We start from the raw sequence: 16,363 nt of genomic DNA, 5'->3' as shown, positions 1-16,363 counted from the left end.
CACGTTCTTATTATAACAAATAACTTTTTTATTGATAATAGTTTTTATCAAAAGATTAAGATACATTTTAATTTCTCATTTACGAAGCTAAATAACCATAACAAAAAAAACTAAAAGTGACTTTTTAATTTTGTTAGTGTTATTTATATGAGTCTAAAACTCTAATCTTATGAACTACAAAAATATTTTATCTTTAATTTTTATAGCCTTAATTGTAATTTTTTCTATACAAAATGCAGAAGCAACAGATGTCAATTTTTTATTCTGGAATCTATCTATTTCTAGAGTATTAGTTATTTTAGGTAGCTTTTCTATAGGTATTCTAGTTGGTGTTTTAATGTCTATTAAATTTAAAAAAAATAGAACAAATTCTTTCTAAGTATTAAAATCGTATAACTTTTTACTTACTATAAATAACTAAATAAAAATATAATGGCAAAGATTTTATCTGTAAAATTTGTTTCTATTCCAGAGGTTATCGTTGTTAATGACAACGATAACGATTTTACTATTTTAGTAGACATTGAATTCCATGATATTGACTTACATTTAAAAATGGAATACTGTTTGCATTTATTTGTTTATGAAATTCCTGGAGAATTAGATGCTCCTCTTATGGTTTCTAATTGGGATGAAAGCAAAGTTATCCCCATCTCTAAAGATAGAAAAGATGAGTATTTAGGTAAAAAAACAAAACTGATAACTGTTACATCTAAAAATGAAGTTTTTGAAGTTCCTATGACTTTAAAACTAGGTAAATTAACCAATAGAAGTTCTCATTTCTTAAAGAAAACAGCAATATTTGCAACACTAGCTCCTGCGATTGGCAGAGCTTCTAAATGGTCACTTCCGTTTGAATCTAGAATTGAGTTTTAAAATTGTATTAAACAGTAAAATGCAATTCATTTTCCATAAGAAAACTAAGAAACACATTAAATTTATTAATTATTTTTGTGGAAAAGCAGTAATTTCAAATCCTGCAGAAGCCACTTCTATTTTTCCTTCGGATGCATTTATTGCTGTTAAAATCTTATCAAATAAAATAGATTTAATACCTCTTCTAGATTTATAATCTACTACATATCTTAAGGTAAAAGTAATCCAATTTTCATCAAAAGTCATAGAAACCATAGGTGTTACTCTAGCATTTTCTATACTATAAGTTCCAATCATTTTATCCCACGCAACCTGAGAAGTTTTTGCAAAATCACCAACCTCGTCTTCTAAAATTCAGGTAAAAGTATCATTGGCAAACTTATAATCGCCATTCGTTTTTATAGGAATTGTAATTTCATCCCACAGAAAAAGAAAATCACCAGAATAATTATAAACAGGTTCTTAAAAAATAAAACTATTGGCAACTCTTACCATTTTTCCGTTATATAAATCGCCATTTACCCAGTCTCCTATTTCCATTAAAGTAGTTCTTAGCAAACCAATATCTATAACATCTCCTTTTGTACACCTAACTTAATACGATCTCCAACTTTATAAAAATTGCTAGAAAAAACGGTTACATAACCAGCTATACTTACAATTACTTCTTGCAAAGCAAATGCAATACCAGCTCCAGCAACACCTAAAGCCGTACCAATACCCGATAATTTTGTATTAAAAATGTATAAAATTCAGAAAACAAAGAAAAGGTAGCCTATAAAATTTATTAGCTTTTTAAACTTGTATTTATAGCTATTATCTTTCACTATTTTAAAAGTTGCTTTTTGTAATATTATTACTATTGCATAAATAAGTCTGAAAAGAAAAAATATAGAAGCAGTTTTTATAAAAATTTCGTTATTTAATAATTGATTAAGATCCAATTATTTGTTAAGAAAACGGTAGAAGTGAGACTGTTTCCTTAACAAATATATTTTTTTTTAAGTAAAATCTTGTTGAATTTTTCTAATAATATCTTCTAATCCGTTTAGTTGAAGTTCATATACCAACTCCATTTGCTTCCCTAATTTACCTGCAGGAAGCCCTTTGTTTTTATACCAAACAATATAATGTTCTGGTAAATTAATTAAATACCGGCCTTGGTATTTTCCAAAAGGCATTTTCATTTTTGCTAAATCGATAAGAAATTGTCTGTCTTGTAACATTATTTTGTAATAGAATTAAACTACTAAACCGCGCTCTAGGATACACTTCAAATCTGCAATTTGAAGACTTAAAATATTAAATTTTAAACCTATTCAACACCATCCACATAATCTTGTAAATAAGAAAAACGTTCTGTAAGCTTGCCGTTTTCTGTCATTTTTGCACGTTGTAAAATACCATCCTTATCATTATTGAAAAAAGCAGGAATTACATTTTCTAAAAACATTTCTCCAAACCCTTCACTTGCATCTTTTGGCAACTCACAAGGTAAATTATCTACAGCCATTACAACAATGGCATCTTTTTCTTTATAATCTACTTCTGTTTCTGTCTGTGCATTATATCCATAAATAGGATCTGCTATCGTTGATGATTTTAAGGTTGATGCCACTGGTCCATCTACATCGCAAGAAATATCTGCCACAAATTTTATATTAAACTCTTTTGCTTTTGCATCTTCTCGTGTAAATAAATATGGTGCTCCGTTTCCGTAAAAATGACCGGCAATAAAGAAATCGGACACTTTTGCAAAACGCATAAAATCAGATTCATACTTTTCTGGGTAATCGTAAAAATCGAAATTATCTAGTGTTTGTCCGTCTTTCCGTTTGTTATAATCTAACACATCTGCCAAACAATACACAGGTTCATCAAACGAGTTACTTACATATTCATCTACAGAAACCTCTTTAATGCTCATAGCATCTAACATTTCTTTTGCTCCGTAAGCAACTTTTCCGTTTCCTGTTAAAAGAATTTTTATGTTTGGTAACTTTATTTTTTTTAGTTCGTCAATTAATTCTTTTTGGCTATCTAAAGTTGCTGCTTTTGGTAAGTTAAACGTTTCGTTTGTTAAACCAATGGCTCTAAAACCATTGTAAGCACCTACAATACCCGCATAACGACCGAAACCAATTAAACGCAGTCCGTTTTCTTTTACGATGGTTTCATGATCGTATAATTCTATATTTTTTTCTAAAATAGCCAATAACAACTCTCTATTATAAGGCTGTTTCTTAATGGTATGACTAAAGAAAAAGTATTTTTTATTATTGATTAATGCATTAATTGGCACTTCTTTTACGCCAAACAAAACATCGCAATCTGACACATTTTCAGTAACTTCTAATCCTGCTGCTTTATAAGCTGCATCCGAGAATACTCTTATATCTGAAGACTCCACCTTAATCGAGGCTTCTGGATACTTTTCTTTAAACTCTTGTAGCTTTTCTGGTGAAAAAACAACTCTTCTATCTGGTGGATTTTTACGTTCTTTGATAATGCCAAACTTCATAATATTAAGGTTTTTAGGCCTACTAAAACTAGTTTAGTAGAATTGGTATAATATTTGCTCGAAGATATTAGAATTTATGGTGATAAGCAACAGTATTTTTTATACTTTTGCAAACCGCGTTAAGGATTGAAGTGACATCCTTTTTTAATTTTTTCAATTAAAAAAGATATAACGGAAAGCCTGACCACACTTTTTTGTGTGGTAACGCCCAAACTATTAAAACGGGGACGACTGGTTTTGACAGCGAGGACAGTGGATTTGTAAGCATACCGAGTTATGAAATAACACTCGTTAAACCTAATTTCAACTTTTTAAACGGCGAGAATAACTACGCTTTAGCTGCTTAATCCGAATCACAGTAGGATTGGCCTCGGCACACTAGGTGTGCAAGCTTTATGTCCACGGAAAGCCCTGATTTACGGCGTTTCACTTTTGGATATCGTAAAAGTAAATATAGAAAACCTGGTACTTTGACGGGTTTTTGAAACTAAAGAAGATAAGTTAAAAGCAGATTGTTCTTAATCAGCTTTTAGTCGAAAACCAAGAAAGAACTAAGTATGTAGAAAGCTTTTTAGCTGCTCGTTTGGACCCGAGTTCGATTCTCGGCGTCTCCACAAAAAATAAAAACCTCCAAATTTGGAGGTTTTTATTTTATATTTATATTTTGAACATTTTATTGAACTACCTTTTTTGTTCTAAATTACATTTAAATTAACACATTGAAAAAAATAATCGTTTCTGTAACTAATGATTTATCTACAGACCAACGTGTAGATAAAGTTTGTTGTACGTTGCAAAAAAATGGATTCGAAATTATTTTAATCGGTAGAAAATTAAAAAACAGTATTCCTTTAAACAGATCTTACACAACCAAAAGAATTCGTTTAATATGTAATAAAGGTTTTTTGTTTTATGCGGAATATAATTTGCGCTTATTTTTTGTATTACTTTTTTCTAAGAAAGACATTCTACTGTCTAACGATTTAGATACATTACTACCAAACTATTTGGTTAGTGTGTTACAAAGAAAAAAGATAGTGTATGATAGCCACGAGTTGTTTCCTGAAATCCCAGAATTGGTGCATAAACCTTTTGTTAAAAAATGTTGGTCTCATTTAGAAGCTTGGATACTTCCAAAACTAAAAAACACATACACGGTTTGTAGAAGTATTGCTAATTTTTATAATAAAAAATACAATACTCACTTTAAAACAATCATAAATTTACCTACTGCAAAAAAGATACCATTTGGTAAATTTCCGTTTAATTATAAAGGCGAAAAAATTATACTATACCAAGGTGCGGTTAATATAGGTAGAGGTTTAGAACTGATGATTGATACCATTCCGTTTTTAGACCATACTATTTTAGTTATTATTGGTGATGGTGATATTTCTGATGAACTAAAACAGAAAGTAAATGAAAATAATTTAACTGATAAAATTCATTTTTTAGGTAAAATTTCTCCGGAAAAACTACATACATTAACTCCTTTAGCTAATTTAGGTATTAGTGTAGAAGAAGATTTAGGCCTTAATTATAGGTTTGCTTTACCCAATAAAATATTTGATTATATACAAGCCGAAGTCCCTATTTTAGTTTCGGATTTACCAGAAATGAAGCAAATTGCAATAGATTATAAAGTAGGTGAAGTTGTTAAAAGTAGAAACCCAGAAGAACTTGCTGCACAAATTAAAAAGTTACTAGAAAAAGATTTCTCTACAGAATTAAAGAAAACTAAAGAAGAATTGGTTTGGGAAAAGCAAGAAGAAAAACTATTATCAATCTTTAATAATTTAAAATAGTTATTTTTTGTATTGATGCGGGTTTTCTCTAATGCCTTTTTTAAAGAACTTACGTACACTAGCGCGTAAATTATTGTCTATTATTAAGAAAACATCTTTTATTTTTTCTGAAGATCTTCCTCTAAATGTTGTTACATGAAAAGTATCTGAAACTAAAATAGGTTTGTTAGAAAAATAATAATTAGAAACACCGCATCTAACAGCGTCCTTTTCTACTTTACTTACAGAGTGCCAAGAATTTTGATGCGTTGTCATAACAACCAATCTATTAAATTTACTTTCTATAGTAGTTGCTGCTTTTTGTAATCCTTGTGGCCAAATCTCTAAATTACCTCCGTTGTCTGCCATCCAATTAGGTGTAACATAATACAAAAGGTTTAAAACGCGCCATCTATTTCTATCTTTATCATGAGAATTATCTAAGTGCGGATTTAAAAAATTGTCTTTTTCCATTAAAGAAAGTCCGCCAGCATATAAGTTTTTATCACTATAGACTTCTTCTAATTGACAAATTTCGGCAACTAAATCTACCACACTTTTGTCTTGAAATGCATAAATAACTTCCTCTAAAAGAGTATTGTAATTATCCATTTGGTAGGCTGTAAATTTAAACTCTCTTAAATTCTTTTTTCTAACAGCTTCCTTGGTTGTAGGAAATTTATTGTAAATTTCTGTCGCTAGCTCTTTAGGCAACAAATCATCTATAAAAAAATAACCAATAGTATTTTTAGATTTTAAAAACTGAATTTTTAAAACTTCTTTATTTGTAATTAATTTAATGCAAATTAAACGGGCTATTTCAGTTCTATTCATGTTTCAATTTTAAATGACACAGGTAGCTTACTTTCATACAATTTAAGAAAAAAACGGAAGATTTTTTAATGGCTAATTTTTCAAACAAAAGATAAAATACACCAACTACTCTCGTCATTCTTAGGATTGCTATTTTTCTTACCAGCTCTAATAAAGGCATTTCTTTTGTATCAATTAAAGTTTGTTTATCAATAAAGACAAGGTTTTCCATCGCTTTTTTTGTTTTAGAAACAAACAAATCATTTTTATCTAAACCCAAATGATACACCTCATTACTTATATGTTCAATTTTATATCCTTTTTTTATCAACGCTAAAGAAAACAACAAATCTTCTCTACCGTACTCTGTTAATTTTTCTTCGAAAGTTACAGAATCAAAAACTGATTTTTGAATTAAAAAATTTGAGGTAAAAAAAAACTTTTCTGGGTTTTCTAACCGTTTTTCTAAAGAAATTTCTTCATGTTTTTTCCCATATTTATAACGTAATAATCTAAAATTTTCTTTTTTATCTTCATATAACAAGCCTCCACAAAAAACAGTTCTATCTTTTTTGAAACAATTTAAATATTTTTTTATAAAGTTAGATTTTGCAGGAACAACATCGGCATCTAAAAACAATAGCCAATTATACATTGCTTTTTTTGCTAATAAATTTCTAATGGCACTTCTACCTATATTCTTTTCTAGGCTTTTAAAACTAGAGAAAGAAAGTTTATTTATGTCGTTATTTTGTATATTTAAAGGTGACTTAGATCCATCATCTAAACAAATAATTTCAAACGGTATGTCTTCTAAAATTAATTGTTGATGCATTTCTTTCACCAAAAAAAAAGTATTGTAATTATATGTCGGTATAAGAACAGATAGCATTAGATTGTGGCTTTCTGAGCTACTTCAAACAACTCTCCTCCTTCACATTTTAAGGTTTTTTGCTTAAATTTTACAATTAACTGATAATCATGAGTTGCCATTAATATGGTTTTTCCACTTTTATGAATTTCATTTAAAAGTTCCATCACTTCTAAAGAAGTTTTTGGATCTAAATTACCTGTTGGCTCATCTGCTAAAATTAATTCTGGATCATTTAATAACGCTCTTGCAATAGCAACTCTTTGTTGTTCTCCTCCAGAAAGCTCGTAGGTTTTCTTATAAGCTTGAGATTTCATCCCTACTTTATCTAAAACCTCGTTAATTTTTTCTTCAATCTTAACTTTATCTTTCCAACCTGTAGCTTTTAAAACAAACTCTAGGTTACCAAAAATAGTTCTATCACTTAACAATTTAAAATCTTGAAAAACAATTCCTATTTTTCGTCTTAAAAAAGGAATTTCTTTTTCTTTTATTTCTTTTAAATCGAAGTCTACAATACTACCGGCGCCTTTTTGTAGTTTTAAATCGCCATATAGGGTTTTCATTAAACTACTTTTCCCGCTTCCTGTTTTACCAATTAAATAATAAAACTCTCCTTTTTGTATTGATAAATTCACGTTAGAAAGTACCAAATTTTCTCTTTGATAAATATCTGCGTTCTCTAAAAATAAGACTGGTTTTTCCATAAAAAACTTGTTTTTACAAACTTAAAAGTTTTGAACGATTTTATACTATGAATTATAAACAATTCTTATTTTTGAATTAAAATATTTTTGAAATATTTTCTTCTAACATCAAACAAAATTAAAATAAGTTCGTTATTCATTCTAGGTATCAAAAATAATTATATGAAGTTTGTTTTTATAAAAAAACGTTTTATTACATGTTTCTTTTTTCTTATTGTTTTTGTTGGTTTTAGTCAGCAAACAATTGTAGAAACGAATCCTTTAACAGATTACAATAATGCTATAAAATTATTTAACGATAAAGCTTATGCTGCTGCACAAATAAGTTTTATAGCGATAAACAAAACGGCAACTACAGCCTCTAACTTAAAAGCAGATGCTGCTTATTATGATGCCATGTGTGCTGTTCGATTAAAGCAGCCAGATGCAGATAAAAAAGTACTAACTTTTATTGAAGAAAACCCTAATAGTAGTAAAAAAAATACAGCAATATTTGCAGTTGCAAATTATTACTTTGCCAATAAAAAAGCAGCTTACGCACTTAAGTGGTACAATAAAGTAGACGTTAGTTATCTATCTAAAGAAGATAAAAAAGAACTCAATTTTAAAATGGGATACTCTTATGTAGTGAGCAACAATTTACCTTTGGCAAAAGATAAATTTCTACCTTTAATTAATGACGCCAAATACGGAAATGATTCTAGATATTATTATGGCTACATTGCTTATAAATTAGAAGATTATGGTGTTGCAGAATCTACATTTAAAGAAATTGCAGACAACGAAACCTATCGTGTAGAAATTTCTTACTATTTATTAGACATTAGTTTTCAAGCAGGTAAATTTGAACGTTGTATTACCGTTGGTAAACAACTAATTAATACTTTTAAGAAAAAAGATAGATCGGAGATTTCTAAAATAATTGGTGAGAGTTATTTTAATTTAGAAAAATACAGCGAAGCAATTCCGTATTTAAAAGCATATACTGGTAAAAAAGGAAAATGGAATAACACCGATTTTTATCAATTAGGATATGCCTATTACAAACAAAACGATTTTGAAAATGCGATTAGTAATTTTAATAAAATTATTGATGAAAAAAACTTTGTTTCTCAAAATGCCTATTATCATTTAGGTGAATGTTATCTTAATTTAGAAAAAAAGACAGAGGCTTTAAATGCGTTTAAAACGGCTTCTGAAATGGATTTTGACAGAAAAATTAAAGAAGATGCTGCTTTAAATTATGCTAAATTAAGTTACGAAGCAGGTAACCCTTTTAAAAGTGTTGCAGAAGTTTTACAAGAGTATTTAAAAGAATACCCAAAATCTGTAGCTTATGAAGAAATTAACGACTTAGTAGTTTCTTCTTTTTTACATCAACAAGACTTTAAAGGAGCTTTAGAGTTTTTAAATAAAAAGAAAACTGAGAAAAATAATTCATTAATTTCTGAAGTTTCTCTGTATAGAGGTATTCAATTATTTAATGATCAAAAATTACAAGAAGCATTGCCTTTATTTGTAGCAGGTAAAAAAGCAACAGACGTATCTATTAGAGAAAAATCTAAATATTGGGAAGCAGAAACCTTATATCAATTAGAAAGCCCAGAAGAAGCTCTTGCTAAATTTACCGCTTTAAAAAATGAGTTAAAATCAACAGGAGAAGATTTTAAACTAATTGACTACAATATAGGGTACAGTAATTTTACATTAAAACAATATGCTAGTGCTGCCATTTCTTTCGAAAATTTCTTAAAAAAAGGTTCTATAGAAAAAGATATTAAAGACGATGCCTACATTCGTTTGGGAGATAGTTACTTTGCACTAAGAAAATATAGAAATGCCATTAATGCTTATACTACCGTTGTTAATACCTATGGTGCAGAAGCAGATTATGCGCAGTATCAAATTGGTATGAGTTATGGTTTTATAGAAGACAACCAAGCAAAAATTACAGCGCTTACCAATGTGGTAAATAAATACCAAGTTTCAAATTTAAAAGACGATGCCTTATTTCAACTAGCAAATACATACACCATCATAAAAGAGAATAACAATGCACATAATGCCTACAATAGGTTAATAGAAAAACACCCAAATAGTATTTTTCTACCAAAGGCATTAGTCCGTCAGGGATTGTTGTATTATAGTGAAAATGAGAGTAAAAAAGCATTGGAAAAATTTAAACAAACAACCAGTCAGTTCCCAAATTCTCCAGATGCTTTTGAAGCAGTTGCAAATGCTAGAAATATTTATATTGATAATGGCAATTTAAACGATTATGTAAATTGGATATCTGGCTTAAAATTTATCAATGTTACAGATTCAGATTTAGATAATACCACCTTTGCTGTGGCTGAAAAGAAATATTTTGAAGCTAAAGAAGGAAATGAAATTATTGCCGCACTTTCTAAATATACGCTTTCTTTTCCTGAAGGAATTCATAAGCTAAAGGCTAATTATTACTTGGCAGATATCTTATTTAAAGAAAAAGCATTTAACAAGGCCATTGCCTATTATCAAAATGTTTTAGAAGAAGGACAAAATGAATATAGTGAAGATTCTCTTGCTAAATTAGCACAAATATTTCTTGAAAGAGATGAGTTTGAAAATGCCATACAAATTTTAGACAGATTAGAGTTAGAGGCCTATACTGCAGAAAATGTTTTATTTGCCCAAAGTAATCTAATGAAAGGCTATTATGAAACAGCAGCTTACGGGCAGGCTATAGAATATGCGAAAAAAGTTCTTGCAAAAGAGAAGTTAAATAGCCAACTAGAAAACGATGCTAAAATAATAATTGCACGCGCTTCTTTTAAAAACGAAGATTTCTACACTGCAGAAGAATATTATACAGAAGTAGAAACTAAAGCTTCTGGAGAATTAAAAGCAGAAGCATTATTTTATAATGCTTTCTTTAAAAATCAGCAAGAAGAATACCTAGACTCTAATAAAACGGTTCAGAATTTAATTGCCAATTACTCTTCTTATAAATATTGGGCTGTAAAAAGTTATATTATAATGGGTAAAAATTATTATGGTTTAAAAGATGTATATCAAGCTACTTTTGTTTTAGAAAACATTATTAAAAACTTTACTCAATTTGAAGATATTGTTGAAGAGGCTAAAAAAGAGCTCAGAAAAATAAAAGAAAACGAAGCCAAAACTAATAACTCTGTAACTCCTATTAAAGAGGATAATACTATTAAAAATAATAAAAAATAATGAAAAAAGGTTTCACATTATTTCTCGTTTGTTTCTCATTTTTAAGTTTAAACGCTCAAAAAAAGGATCAGGCTATAGACACCGTAAAAACAGAAGTTGTAAATATTGTTACAAAATACAATCCTAAAATTTCTGATGCCAAAAAAATTAATAAAAACCCAAAAATAGAATTGCTTAAAAAAAGTGAGAAGAAAAAACTAGAATACACTATTTTTTCTGCTCCAGTTGCCTCTACTTTTATCCCTAAAAGTGGTGTTGTAAAAGGCATTGATGTGGGCGTTAAAGAAAGAATTTACAACAACTATTTAGCTGCTGGTTTTGGTAATTATACAACTCCATATTTAGAAGCGTATCTAAAATATAGTACCAGTTTTAAAAACGAGTTTGGTTTTAATGCCAAGTATTTAGCATCTCTAGACAATGTAAGTAATACCGTACTTAACAGTAATTTTTCTAACTTTAATATTGGGGCATTTTACAAACAAGAAGAGCGCTATTTCGATTGGAAAGTAACTTTAAATTCTGAAAGAAATCTTTATAATTGGTATGGCTTACCCGACCTTAATTATACTGATCCAACAATTTCTGCTATTAACGAAGAGCAAGTATATAATTATTTCGACTTAATTGGTGAGTTTACTTTTGAGGATTCCTATATTGATTCCGGAAAAATAAACATTGCCAATTTTACAGATAGTTATAAAAGCAAGGAAACCTTAGTTAAATTTGATGCAAAATTGAATCTGCCTTTAGATTTTATAGGATCAAATTTAAATGACCTTTCTCTAGCAACAAGTATTGAGTTTTTACAAGGAGAATTTAAAAACGATTATAGCAACTCTAATTCTTTAAAATACGGAACATCTACCATCAACATAAATCCTCAATATAAAATAGAATATGAAGGTTTTTCTATAAAAACGGGCTTAAAACTAATTGCTTCTTTTGATTCAGAAAACAGCGCTAATAACTTTTTTATATTACCAGATATTTTTGTAGAAGGACCAATAATGGACAATTATTTAAACATTTATGGTGGTTTTACTGGTGATTTACATACCAATAGCTACAAAAATTTTACAGAGGAAAATCCTTACGTTTCACCAACACTTTTTATAACCCAAACGTTAGAAAAATCGAATCTCTTTTTTGGTCTTAAAGGTTTAATTATAGACGATTTAAGTTTTAACGTAAAGGCCAGTTTTAAATCAGAAGAAGACAAACCTTTGTTTATAAGAAACAATTCTAAATCTGATGGAACTAATACTGCTTTCAATAGCATGGATTTAAACGGTTATGAATACGGAAATTCTTTTAACGTGTCTTATGATGATGTAAAAACCAATTCTTTATTTACAGAACTAGAATATGAGTATTCTAAAAATTTATCCTTCGGATTACAGGGAATATACAACAACTACAAGTTAAAAAATGCAGAAGAGGCTTGGAACTTACCTTCTGTAGAAGGAAGTATTTCTGCCAAATACAAAGCAACAAAATGGTTTGCAGGTGCTAATATTTTCTTTGTAAGCGAGAGAAAAGATGCATTATATAGTAACCAATATCCAGCTAGTTTAAGCGGTACAGAATCTATAAATTCTTTTGCGGATGTAAACCTAAACGGAGGGTATCATTTTAACGATAAGTTTTCTGCTTTTCTAAAGTTAAATAATGTATTAAATACAAAATACCAACGTTTTGCAAACTTTAATACACAAGGAGCTCAAATACTTGGAGGGTTAACCTATAAGTTCGATTTTTAAAAAACGGGTATAAAAACAACCTTTTTACTAAACTTATTTTATGTTATATTACTTAATTATTGGACTTCAAATTTATTGTGCATACCACGCCTATAAGAATAGAAACAATATGTATTGGTATTTTATAATATTTTTTGTTCCAGTAATTGGTTGTATTATTTATCTTTTAACACAAGTAATAAATAAAACAGACGTTACACAAATTACAGAAGAAATTACCACTATAATTAACCCTACTAAAAAAATTAAAGAGCTAGAAACAGCATTAAAATTTTCTAACACATTTCAAAACAAGATTAATTTAGCAGATGCGTATGCACAAAACAAAGAGTACCTAAAAGCAATTGATCACTACGAAAATGCGCTAGCAAGTAACTTTAAAGACGACCCACATACCATAAATAAACTCATTATTTGTTATTATAACGTTCAAAATTACGACAAGGTTATTGCTTACGCTCCGAAAATAAACATTGAAAAAAACTTTAAAGAAACCATCTTTTTTTATGGTTTAGCGCTAGAGCAAAAAGGTGAATTAGAATTAGCAGAAATTCAATTAAGAAAAATTGACATTAGATATTCTCATTACCCTGAAAGACTTGAACTGTCAAAATTCTTAATTAGAAATGATAAAAAAGAAGCTGCTAAAGAAATTTTAACGGAAGTTACTACAGAAATAAATGCAATGACAAACGTAAATGCCAGAAAACATAGAAGCATACTTTCTGAGGCTCGTAAAATTCTAAATGAAAATTAAATATTTATTTAAAGGAGTATTACATCTATTAATTTTTATATTTTTAACTGCAACAACTCAAATTGGTGGCATAGTATATGTAATTACATTTTTACTAGTTTCTTATAAAGTATCAAAATATAAATTGAAAAGAACATTTGTTTTCATCACCTTATATTTCATAACATCCTTTTTAATAGTTCCTAAAGTTGCACCATTATTTGGACGTGTTAAAATTGAAAACAATAAAAACTTAGAGGCACATAACTTTATTACCAAACTCTTTAATAGAAATTACGTTACACCTAAACTACAAGAAGTGTTAACTGCTGTTTCTTTAAAAATGAAGATTGAATCGCCTACTCCAAAAGTGGTGTATTTAGATGCAAATTTCCCTTTTTTTGATGGCTTTCCGCTACTTCCCCATTTAAGTCATAATGATGGTAAAAAGATTGATATTTCTTTTATATATCAAACTAAAAAAGGAATCATATCTAATTTAAAACCATCAAATAGTGGTTACGGAATCTTTGTAAAATCTTTAAAGAATGAGATTAATCAAACCAATATTTGTAAGAAAAGAGGTTATTGGCAATATGATTTCACCAAATACGCTACTCTTGGAAGCTTCAATTCAACTTTAAAAATCTCAGAAAAAGCAACCAAAAATCTTATGATACACATCTTAAAAGAAGATGCTATTAGCAAAATTTTTATAGAACCTCATCTTAAAAACAGGTTTAACATCCGTAATTCTAAAATTAGATTTCATGGTTGTGGTGCTGTTAGACATGATGATCATATTCATTTTCAGGTTAAATAAAGAGTCATTTCATTTTTGTAGCTTTATAAAATTAAATGATTTTACAAATATGAAAAATGACTACTCTAATTTTTATCATCAATCTTACTAATATTTTGTAATAGATAATTAAAAAAACAGTGGATAATGTTCAATTTTCATCCGAATAAAAATAGATAGGATAAAAAAGGGTGTTAGAAATTAATGTAGGTTTCATTTATTTAACAACAAACTCTTAAAATCAGAATTGAATGGCAATTTTTATACTAATTCTTAAAATATTTTTCGGTGTTTTATTCTGCTTCGCAGGAATTATGCACGTTATAAAACCTAATATTTTTAAACATTTTATTCCCAATTTTTTACCGAAACGATTGGTCAATTATATTGCAGGAGTTATTGAGTTTGCAGTAGGCTTAGGACTGTTTTTTCCATCTACTGTAAAAAATGCTGCTATAGGAATTTTTATTTTGCTGATCCTCTTCTTGCCCATTCATATTTGGGATGTTACCAAAGAAAGACCTGCTATTGGTTCTAAAAAAATAGCTATTGTTAGAATTCCGTTACAATTTTTATTAATATATTTATCCTACCTCATTTACCTAAACTCATAACCTTAGAATCAACCAAAATGAAAAAACTTCTTTTCTTCTTCACCATATCAATTGCTTTTATTTCTTGCAATAACAAACAGAAAACAGATTTAATTATTATCAATTCGAATGCTTATACCGTTAATAATAATTTTGATAAAACGGAAGCTTTTGCTATAAAAGACGGAAAATTTATAGCCATAGGAACATCCGAAGAAATTCAAGAAAAATATCAATCAGAAAATATAGTTGATGCAAAAAACCAAACAATTGTACCTGGTTTAATAGATGCACATTGTCATTTTTATGGAATGGGTATGCAACAACAAAAAGTATCTCTAGAAGGCACTAAAAGTTACGACGAAGTTTTAGAAAAGATTGTTGCTTTTCAAAAAGAAAAAAACGTCACTTTTATTACGGGTCGTGGATGGGATCAGAATGATTGGGAAGTAAAAGAATTTCCTACTAAAGAAAAATTAGATCAATTATTTCCAACAACTCCTGTTGCTGTTGGTAGAGTTGATGGACATGCTTTATTGGTAAATCAAGCAGCAATTGATTTATCTGAAATAACAAAAGATACCAAAGTTTCTGGGGGAGAAATTATTTTGAAAGATGGTGAATTAACTGGAGTCTTAATTGATGCTGCCATGGATTTTATCAAGTTTCCAGAAACTACAAAAGAAGAAGCAATTGAAGGTTTATTAGATGCTCAAAAAATATCTTTTTCTTACGGGTTAACTACGGTAGATGATGCTGGTATCAACAAAAAAACAATTGAGTTAATTGATAGTTTACAACAAACCGGAAGTTTAAAAATGCGTATTTATGCAATGGTTTCTGGCGATAATCAAAAAGAAATAGATTATTACATTAACAATGGAATTGTAAAAACAGACAGACTAAATGTACGTTCTTTTAAGGTATATGGAGATGGTGCTTTGGGTTCTAGAGGCGCTGCAATGCGCAAACCATATTCTGATAGGGAAAACCATTTTGGTGCCTTAATTTATGCGCCAGAGAGATACGAAGAAATTGCAACACAAATTGCAGCCTCTGATTTTCAAATGAATACACACGCTATTGGCGATTCTGCAAATACTTGGCTTTTAAAAACCTATAAAAAAGTTTTAAAAAATGAAAAAGACAGACGTTGGCGAATAGAACATGCACAAATTATTGCTCCTGAAGATTTTAAAAACTTTGATAATATATTACCTTCTGTGCAACCAACCCATGCAACTTCAGACATGTATTGGGCAGAAGATAGAATTGGAAAAGAGCGAATGAAAGGTGCGTATGCTTTTAAAGACTTACTAAATATATATGGAAAAATTGCATTGGGTACCGATTTTCCTGTTGAGCAAGTAAATCCGTTTTTAACATTTTACGCTGCTACTATTAGAAAAGACCTTAACAATTATCCAGAAAATGGTTTTTATATGGAAAATGCATTAACTAGAGAAGAAACTTTAAAAGGAATGACTATTTGGGCTGCATATTCTAACTTCGAAGAAGAAGAAAAAGGTTCTATTGAAGTTGGCAAGTTTGCCGATTTTGTAATTCTTAACCAAGATATAATGAAGGTTGATGGCCATAAAATACCGAATACAAAAGCAATTGCTACTTATGTAAATGGCGAAAAAGTGTATTAATATAAACACTTTATTTGCTA

The 16,363-nt window shown here is 29.0% G+C and carries 15 protein-coding genes and 1 other RNA gene; 10 read left to right on the top strand and 6 right to left on the bottom strand.

Annotated elements, in window-relative coordinates:
• Positions 1 to 169: 169 nt before the first annotated feature.
• Together KV700_RS15320 and KV700_RS15315 are read left to right on the top strand one after the other, a co-directional pair.
• Positions 170 to 379, top strand: coding sequence for a lipopolysaccharide assembly protein LapA domain-containing protein (locus KV700_RS15320; protein ID WP_166382574.1), 210 nt, complete (start codon positions 170 to 172; stop codon positions 377 to 379).
• Between the two features lie 53 nt (positions 380 to 432).
• Positions 433 to 876 carry a hypothetical protein gene (locus KV700_RS15315; protein WP_218598418.1) on the top strand — a complete coding sequence of 148 codons (444 nt, stop codon included), beginning with the start codon at positions 433 to 435 and terminating at the stop codon, positions 874 to 876.
• Positions 877 to 945: 69 nt separating this feature from the next.
• On the opposite strand, the gene KV700_RS15310 is transcribed toward KV700_RS15315, so the two are convergent.
• The 3 genes from KV700_RS15310 to KV700_RS15295 form a co-directional block, all read right to left on the bottom strand.
• Positions 946 to 1,173: a hypothetical protein gene (locus KV700_RS15310; protein ID WP_218598417.1), complete on the bottom strand. Its 228-nt coding sequence runs from the start codon at positions 1,171 to 1,173 to the stop codon at positions 946 to 948.
• 704 nt (positions 1,174 to 1,877) lie between these two features.
• Complete coding sequence (locus tag KV700_RS15300) at positions 1,878 to 2,102, bottom strand: DUF3820 family protein (protein WP_218598416.1); 225 nt, start codon at positions 2,100 to 2,102, stop codon at positions 1,878 to 1,880.
• A gap of 89 nt (positions 2,103 to 2,191) precedes the next feature.
• Positions 2,192 to 3,397, bottom strand: a complete 1,206-nt coding sequence (locus tag KV700_RS15295) for an NAD(P)-dependent oxidoreductase (protein WP_218598415.1) — start codon at positions 3,395 to 3,397, stop codon at positions 2,192 to 2,194.
• Positions 3,398 to 3,620: 223 nt separating this feature from the next.
• On the opposite strand from KV700_RS15295, the gene ssrA reads away from it, so the two are divergent.
• Positions 3,621 to 4,014, top strand: a transfer-messenger RNA (tmRNA) gene (gene ssrA / locus KV700_RS15290).
• A 102-nt stretch (positions 4,015 to 4,116) separates the two neighbouring features.
• On the top strand, positions 4,117 to 5,202 hold the full coding sequence (locus KV700_RS15285) for a glycosyltransferase (RefSeq protein ID WP_218598414.1): 1,086 nt from the start codon (positions 4,117 to 4,119) through the stop codon (positions 5,200 to 5,202).
• Here KV700_RS15285 and KV700_RS15280 read toward each other — a convergent pair whose 3' ends face one another.
• The 3 genes from KV700_RS15280 to KV700_RS15270 are packed head-to-tail and all read right to left on the bottom strand — an operon-like array spanning position 5,203 to position 7,572.
• Positions 5,203 to 6,015, bottom strand: coding sequence for a 2OG-Fe(II) oxygenase (locus tag KV700_RS15280; protein ID WP_218598413.1), 813 nt, complete (start codon positions 6,013 to 6,015; stop codon positions 5,203 to 5,205).
• Complete coding sequence (locus tag KV700_RS15275; protein WP_302849982.1) at positions 6,008 to 6,886, bottom strand: glycosyltransferase; 879 nt, start codon at positions 6,884 to 6,886, stop codon at positions 6,008 to 6,010. Before KV700_RS15275 ends, KV700_RS15280 begins: the two co-directional genes overlap by 8 nt.
• On the bottom strand, positions 6,886 to 7,572 hold the full coding sequence (locus KV700_RS15270; protein WP_166382556.1) for a cell division ATP-binding protein FtsE: 687 nt from the start codon (positions 7,570 to 7,572) through the stop codon (positions 6,886 to 6,888). Before KV700_RS15270 ends, KV700_RS15275 begins: the two co-directional genes overlap by 1 nt.
• Positions 7,573 to 7,734: 162 nt before the next feature.
• Between KV700_RS15270 and KV700_RS15265 the strand changes: the two genes are divergently transcribed.
• The 6 genes from KV700_RS15265 (at position 7,735) to KV700_RS15240 (ending at position 16,343) form a co-directional block, all read left to right on the top strand.
• Complete coding sequence (locus tag KV700_RS15265; protein ID WP_218598411.1) at positions 7,735 to 10,794, top strand: tetratricopeptide repeat protein; 3,060 nt, start codon at positions 7,735 to 7,737, stop codon at positions 10,792 to 10,794.
• Positions 10,794 to 12,557, top strand: coding sequence for a hypothetical protein (locus tag KV700_RS15260; RefSeq protein WP_218598410.1), 1,764 nt, complete (start codon positions 10,794 to 10,796; stop codon positions 12,555 to 12,557). Before KV700_RS15265 ends, KV700_RS15260 begins: the two co-directional genes overlap by 1 nt.
• Positions 12,558 to 12,597: 40 nt before the next feature.
• Complete coding sequence (locus tag KV700_RS15255) at positions 12,598 to 13,314, top strand: hypothetical protein (protein WP_166382550.1); 717 nt, start codon at positions 12,598 to 12,600, stop codon at positions 13,312 to 13,314.
• Entirely contained in the window at positions 13,304 to 14,116 is an 813-nt protein-coding gene (locus tag KV700_RS15250; protein WP_218598409.1) for a hypothetical protein, read from the top strand. The genes KV700_RS15255 and KV700_RS15250 overlap by 11 nt, the downstream gene beginning before the upstream one ends.
• A 230-nt stretch (positions 14,117 to 14,346) precedes the next feature.
• Positions 14,347 to 14,709, top strand: coding sequence for a MauE/DoxX family redox-associated membrane protein (locus KV700_RS15245; protein ID WP_166382546.1), 363 nt, complete (start codon positions 14,347 to 14,349; stop codon positions 14,707 to 14,709).
• Between the two features lie 17 nt (positions 14,710 to 14,726).
• A complete protein-coding gene (locus KV700_RS15240; RefSeq protein WP_218598408.1) occupies positions 14,727 to 16,343 on the top strand; it encodes an amidohydrolase in 1,617 nt (538 codons plus the stop codon).
• Positions 16,344 to 16,363 lie beyond the last annotated feature (20 nt).

This window comes from Polaribacter sp. NJDZ03 (genome assembly GCF_019263805.1).
Classification (GTDB): Bacteria; Bacteroidota; Bacteroidia; order Flavobacteriales; family Flavobacteriaceae; genus Polaribacter.
Note: the sequence above shows the minus strand (reverse complement) of the source record. Positions and strands in the feature narration are given on the sequence as shown.

What these genes read in the sequence shown, in the direction of transcription:
- KV700_RS15260 (WP_218598410.1), top strand. Translation starts at nt 10,794, where the DNA reads ATGAAAAAAGGTTTCACATTATTTCTCGTTTGTTTCTCATTTTTAAGT.
- KV700_RS15300 (WP_218598416.1), bottom strand. Translation starts at nt 2,102, where the DNA reads ATGTTACAAGACAGACAATTTCTTATCGATTTAGCAAAAATGAAAATG.
- KV700_RS15245 (WP_166382546.1), top strand. Translation starts at nt 14,347, where the DNA reads ATGGCAATTTTTATACTAATTCTTAAAATATTTTTCGGTGTTTTATTC.
- KV700_RS15310 (WP_218598417.1), bottom strand. Translation starts at nt 1,173, where the DNA reads ATGATTGGAACTTATAGTATAGAAAATGCTAGAGTAACACCTATGGTT.
- KV700_RS15240 (WP_218598408.1), top strand. Translation starts at nt 14,727, where the DNA reads ATGAAAAAACTTCTTTTCTTCTTCACCATATCAATTGCTTTTATTTCT.
- KV700_RS15315 (WP_218598418.1), top strand. Translation starts at nt 433, where the DNA reads ATGGCAAAGATTTTATCTGTAAAATTTGTTTCTATTCCAGAGGTTATC.
- KV700_RS15270 (WP_166382556.1), bottom strand. Translation starts at nt 7,572, where the DNA reads ATGGAAAAACCAGTCTTATTTTTAGAGAACGCAGATATTTATCAAAGA.
- KV700_RS15265 (WP_218598411.1), top strand. Translation starts at nt 7,735, where the DNA reads ATGAAGTTTGTTTTTATAAAAAAACGTTTTATTACATGTTTCTTTTTT.
- KV700_RS15295 (WP_218598415.1), bottom strand. Translation starts at nt 3,397, where the DNA reads ATGAAGTTTGGCATTATCAAAGAACGTAAAAATCCACCAGATAGAAGA.
- KV700_RS15275 (WP_302849982.1), bottom strand. Translation starts at nt 6,886, where the DNA reads ATGCTATCTGTTCTTATACCGACATATAATTACAATACTTTTTTTTTG.
- KV700_RS15255 (WP_166382550.1), top strand. Translation starts at nt 12,598, where the DNA reads ATGTTATATTACTTAATTATTGGACTTCAAATTTATTGTGCATACCAC.
- KV700_RS15320 (WP_166382574.1), top strand. Translation starts at nt 170, where the DNA reads ATGAACTACAAAAATATTTTATCTTTAATTTTTATAGCCTTAATTGTA.
- KV700_RS15280 (WP_218598413.1), bottom strand. Translation starts at nt 6,015, where the DNA reads ATGAATAGAACTGAAATAGCCCGTTTAATTTGCATTAAATTAATTACA.
- KV700_RS15250 (WP_218598409.1), top strand. Translation starts at nt 13,304, where the DNA reads ATGAAAATTAAATATTTATTTAAAGGAGTATTACATCTATTAATTTTT.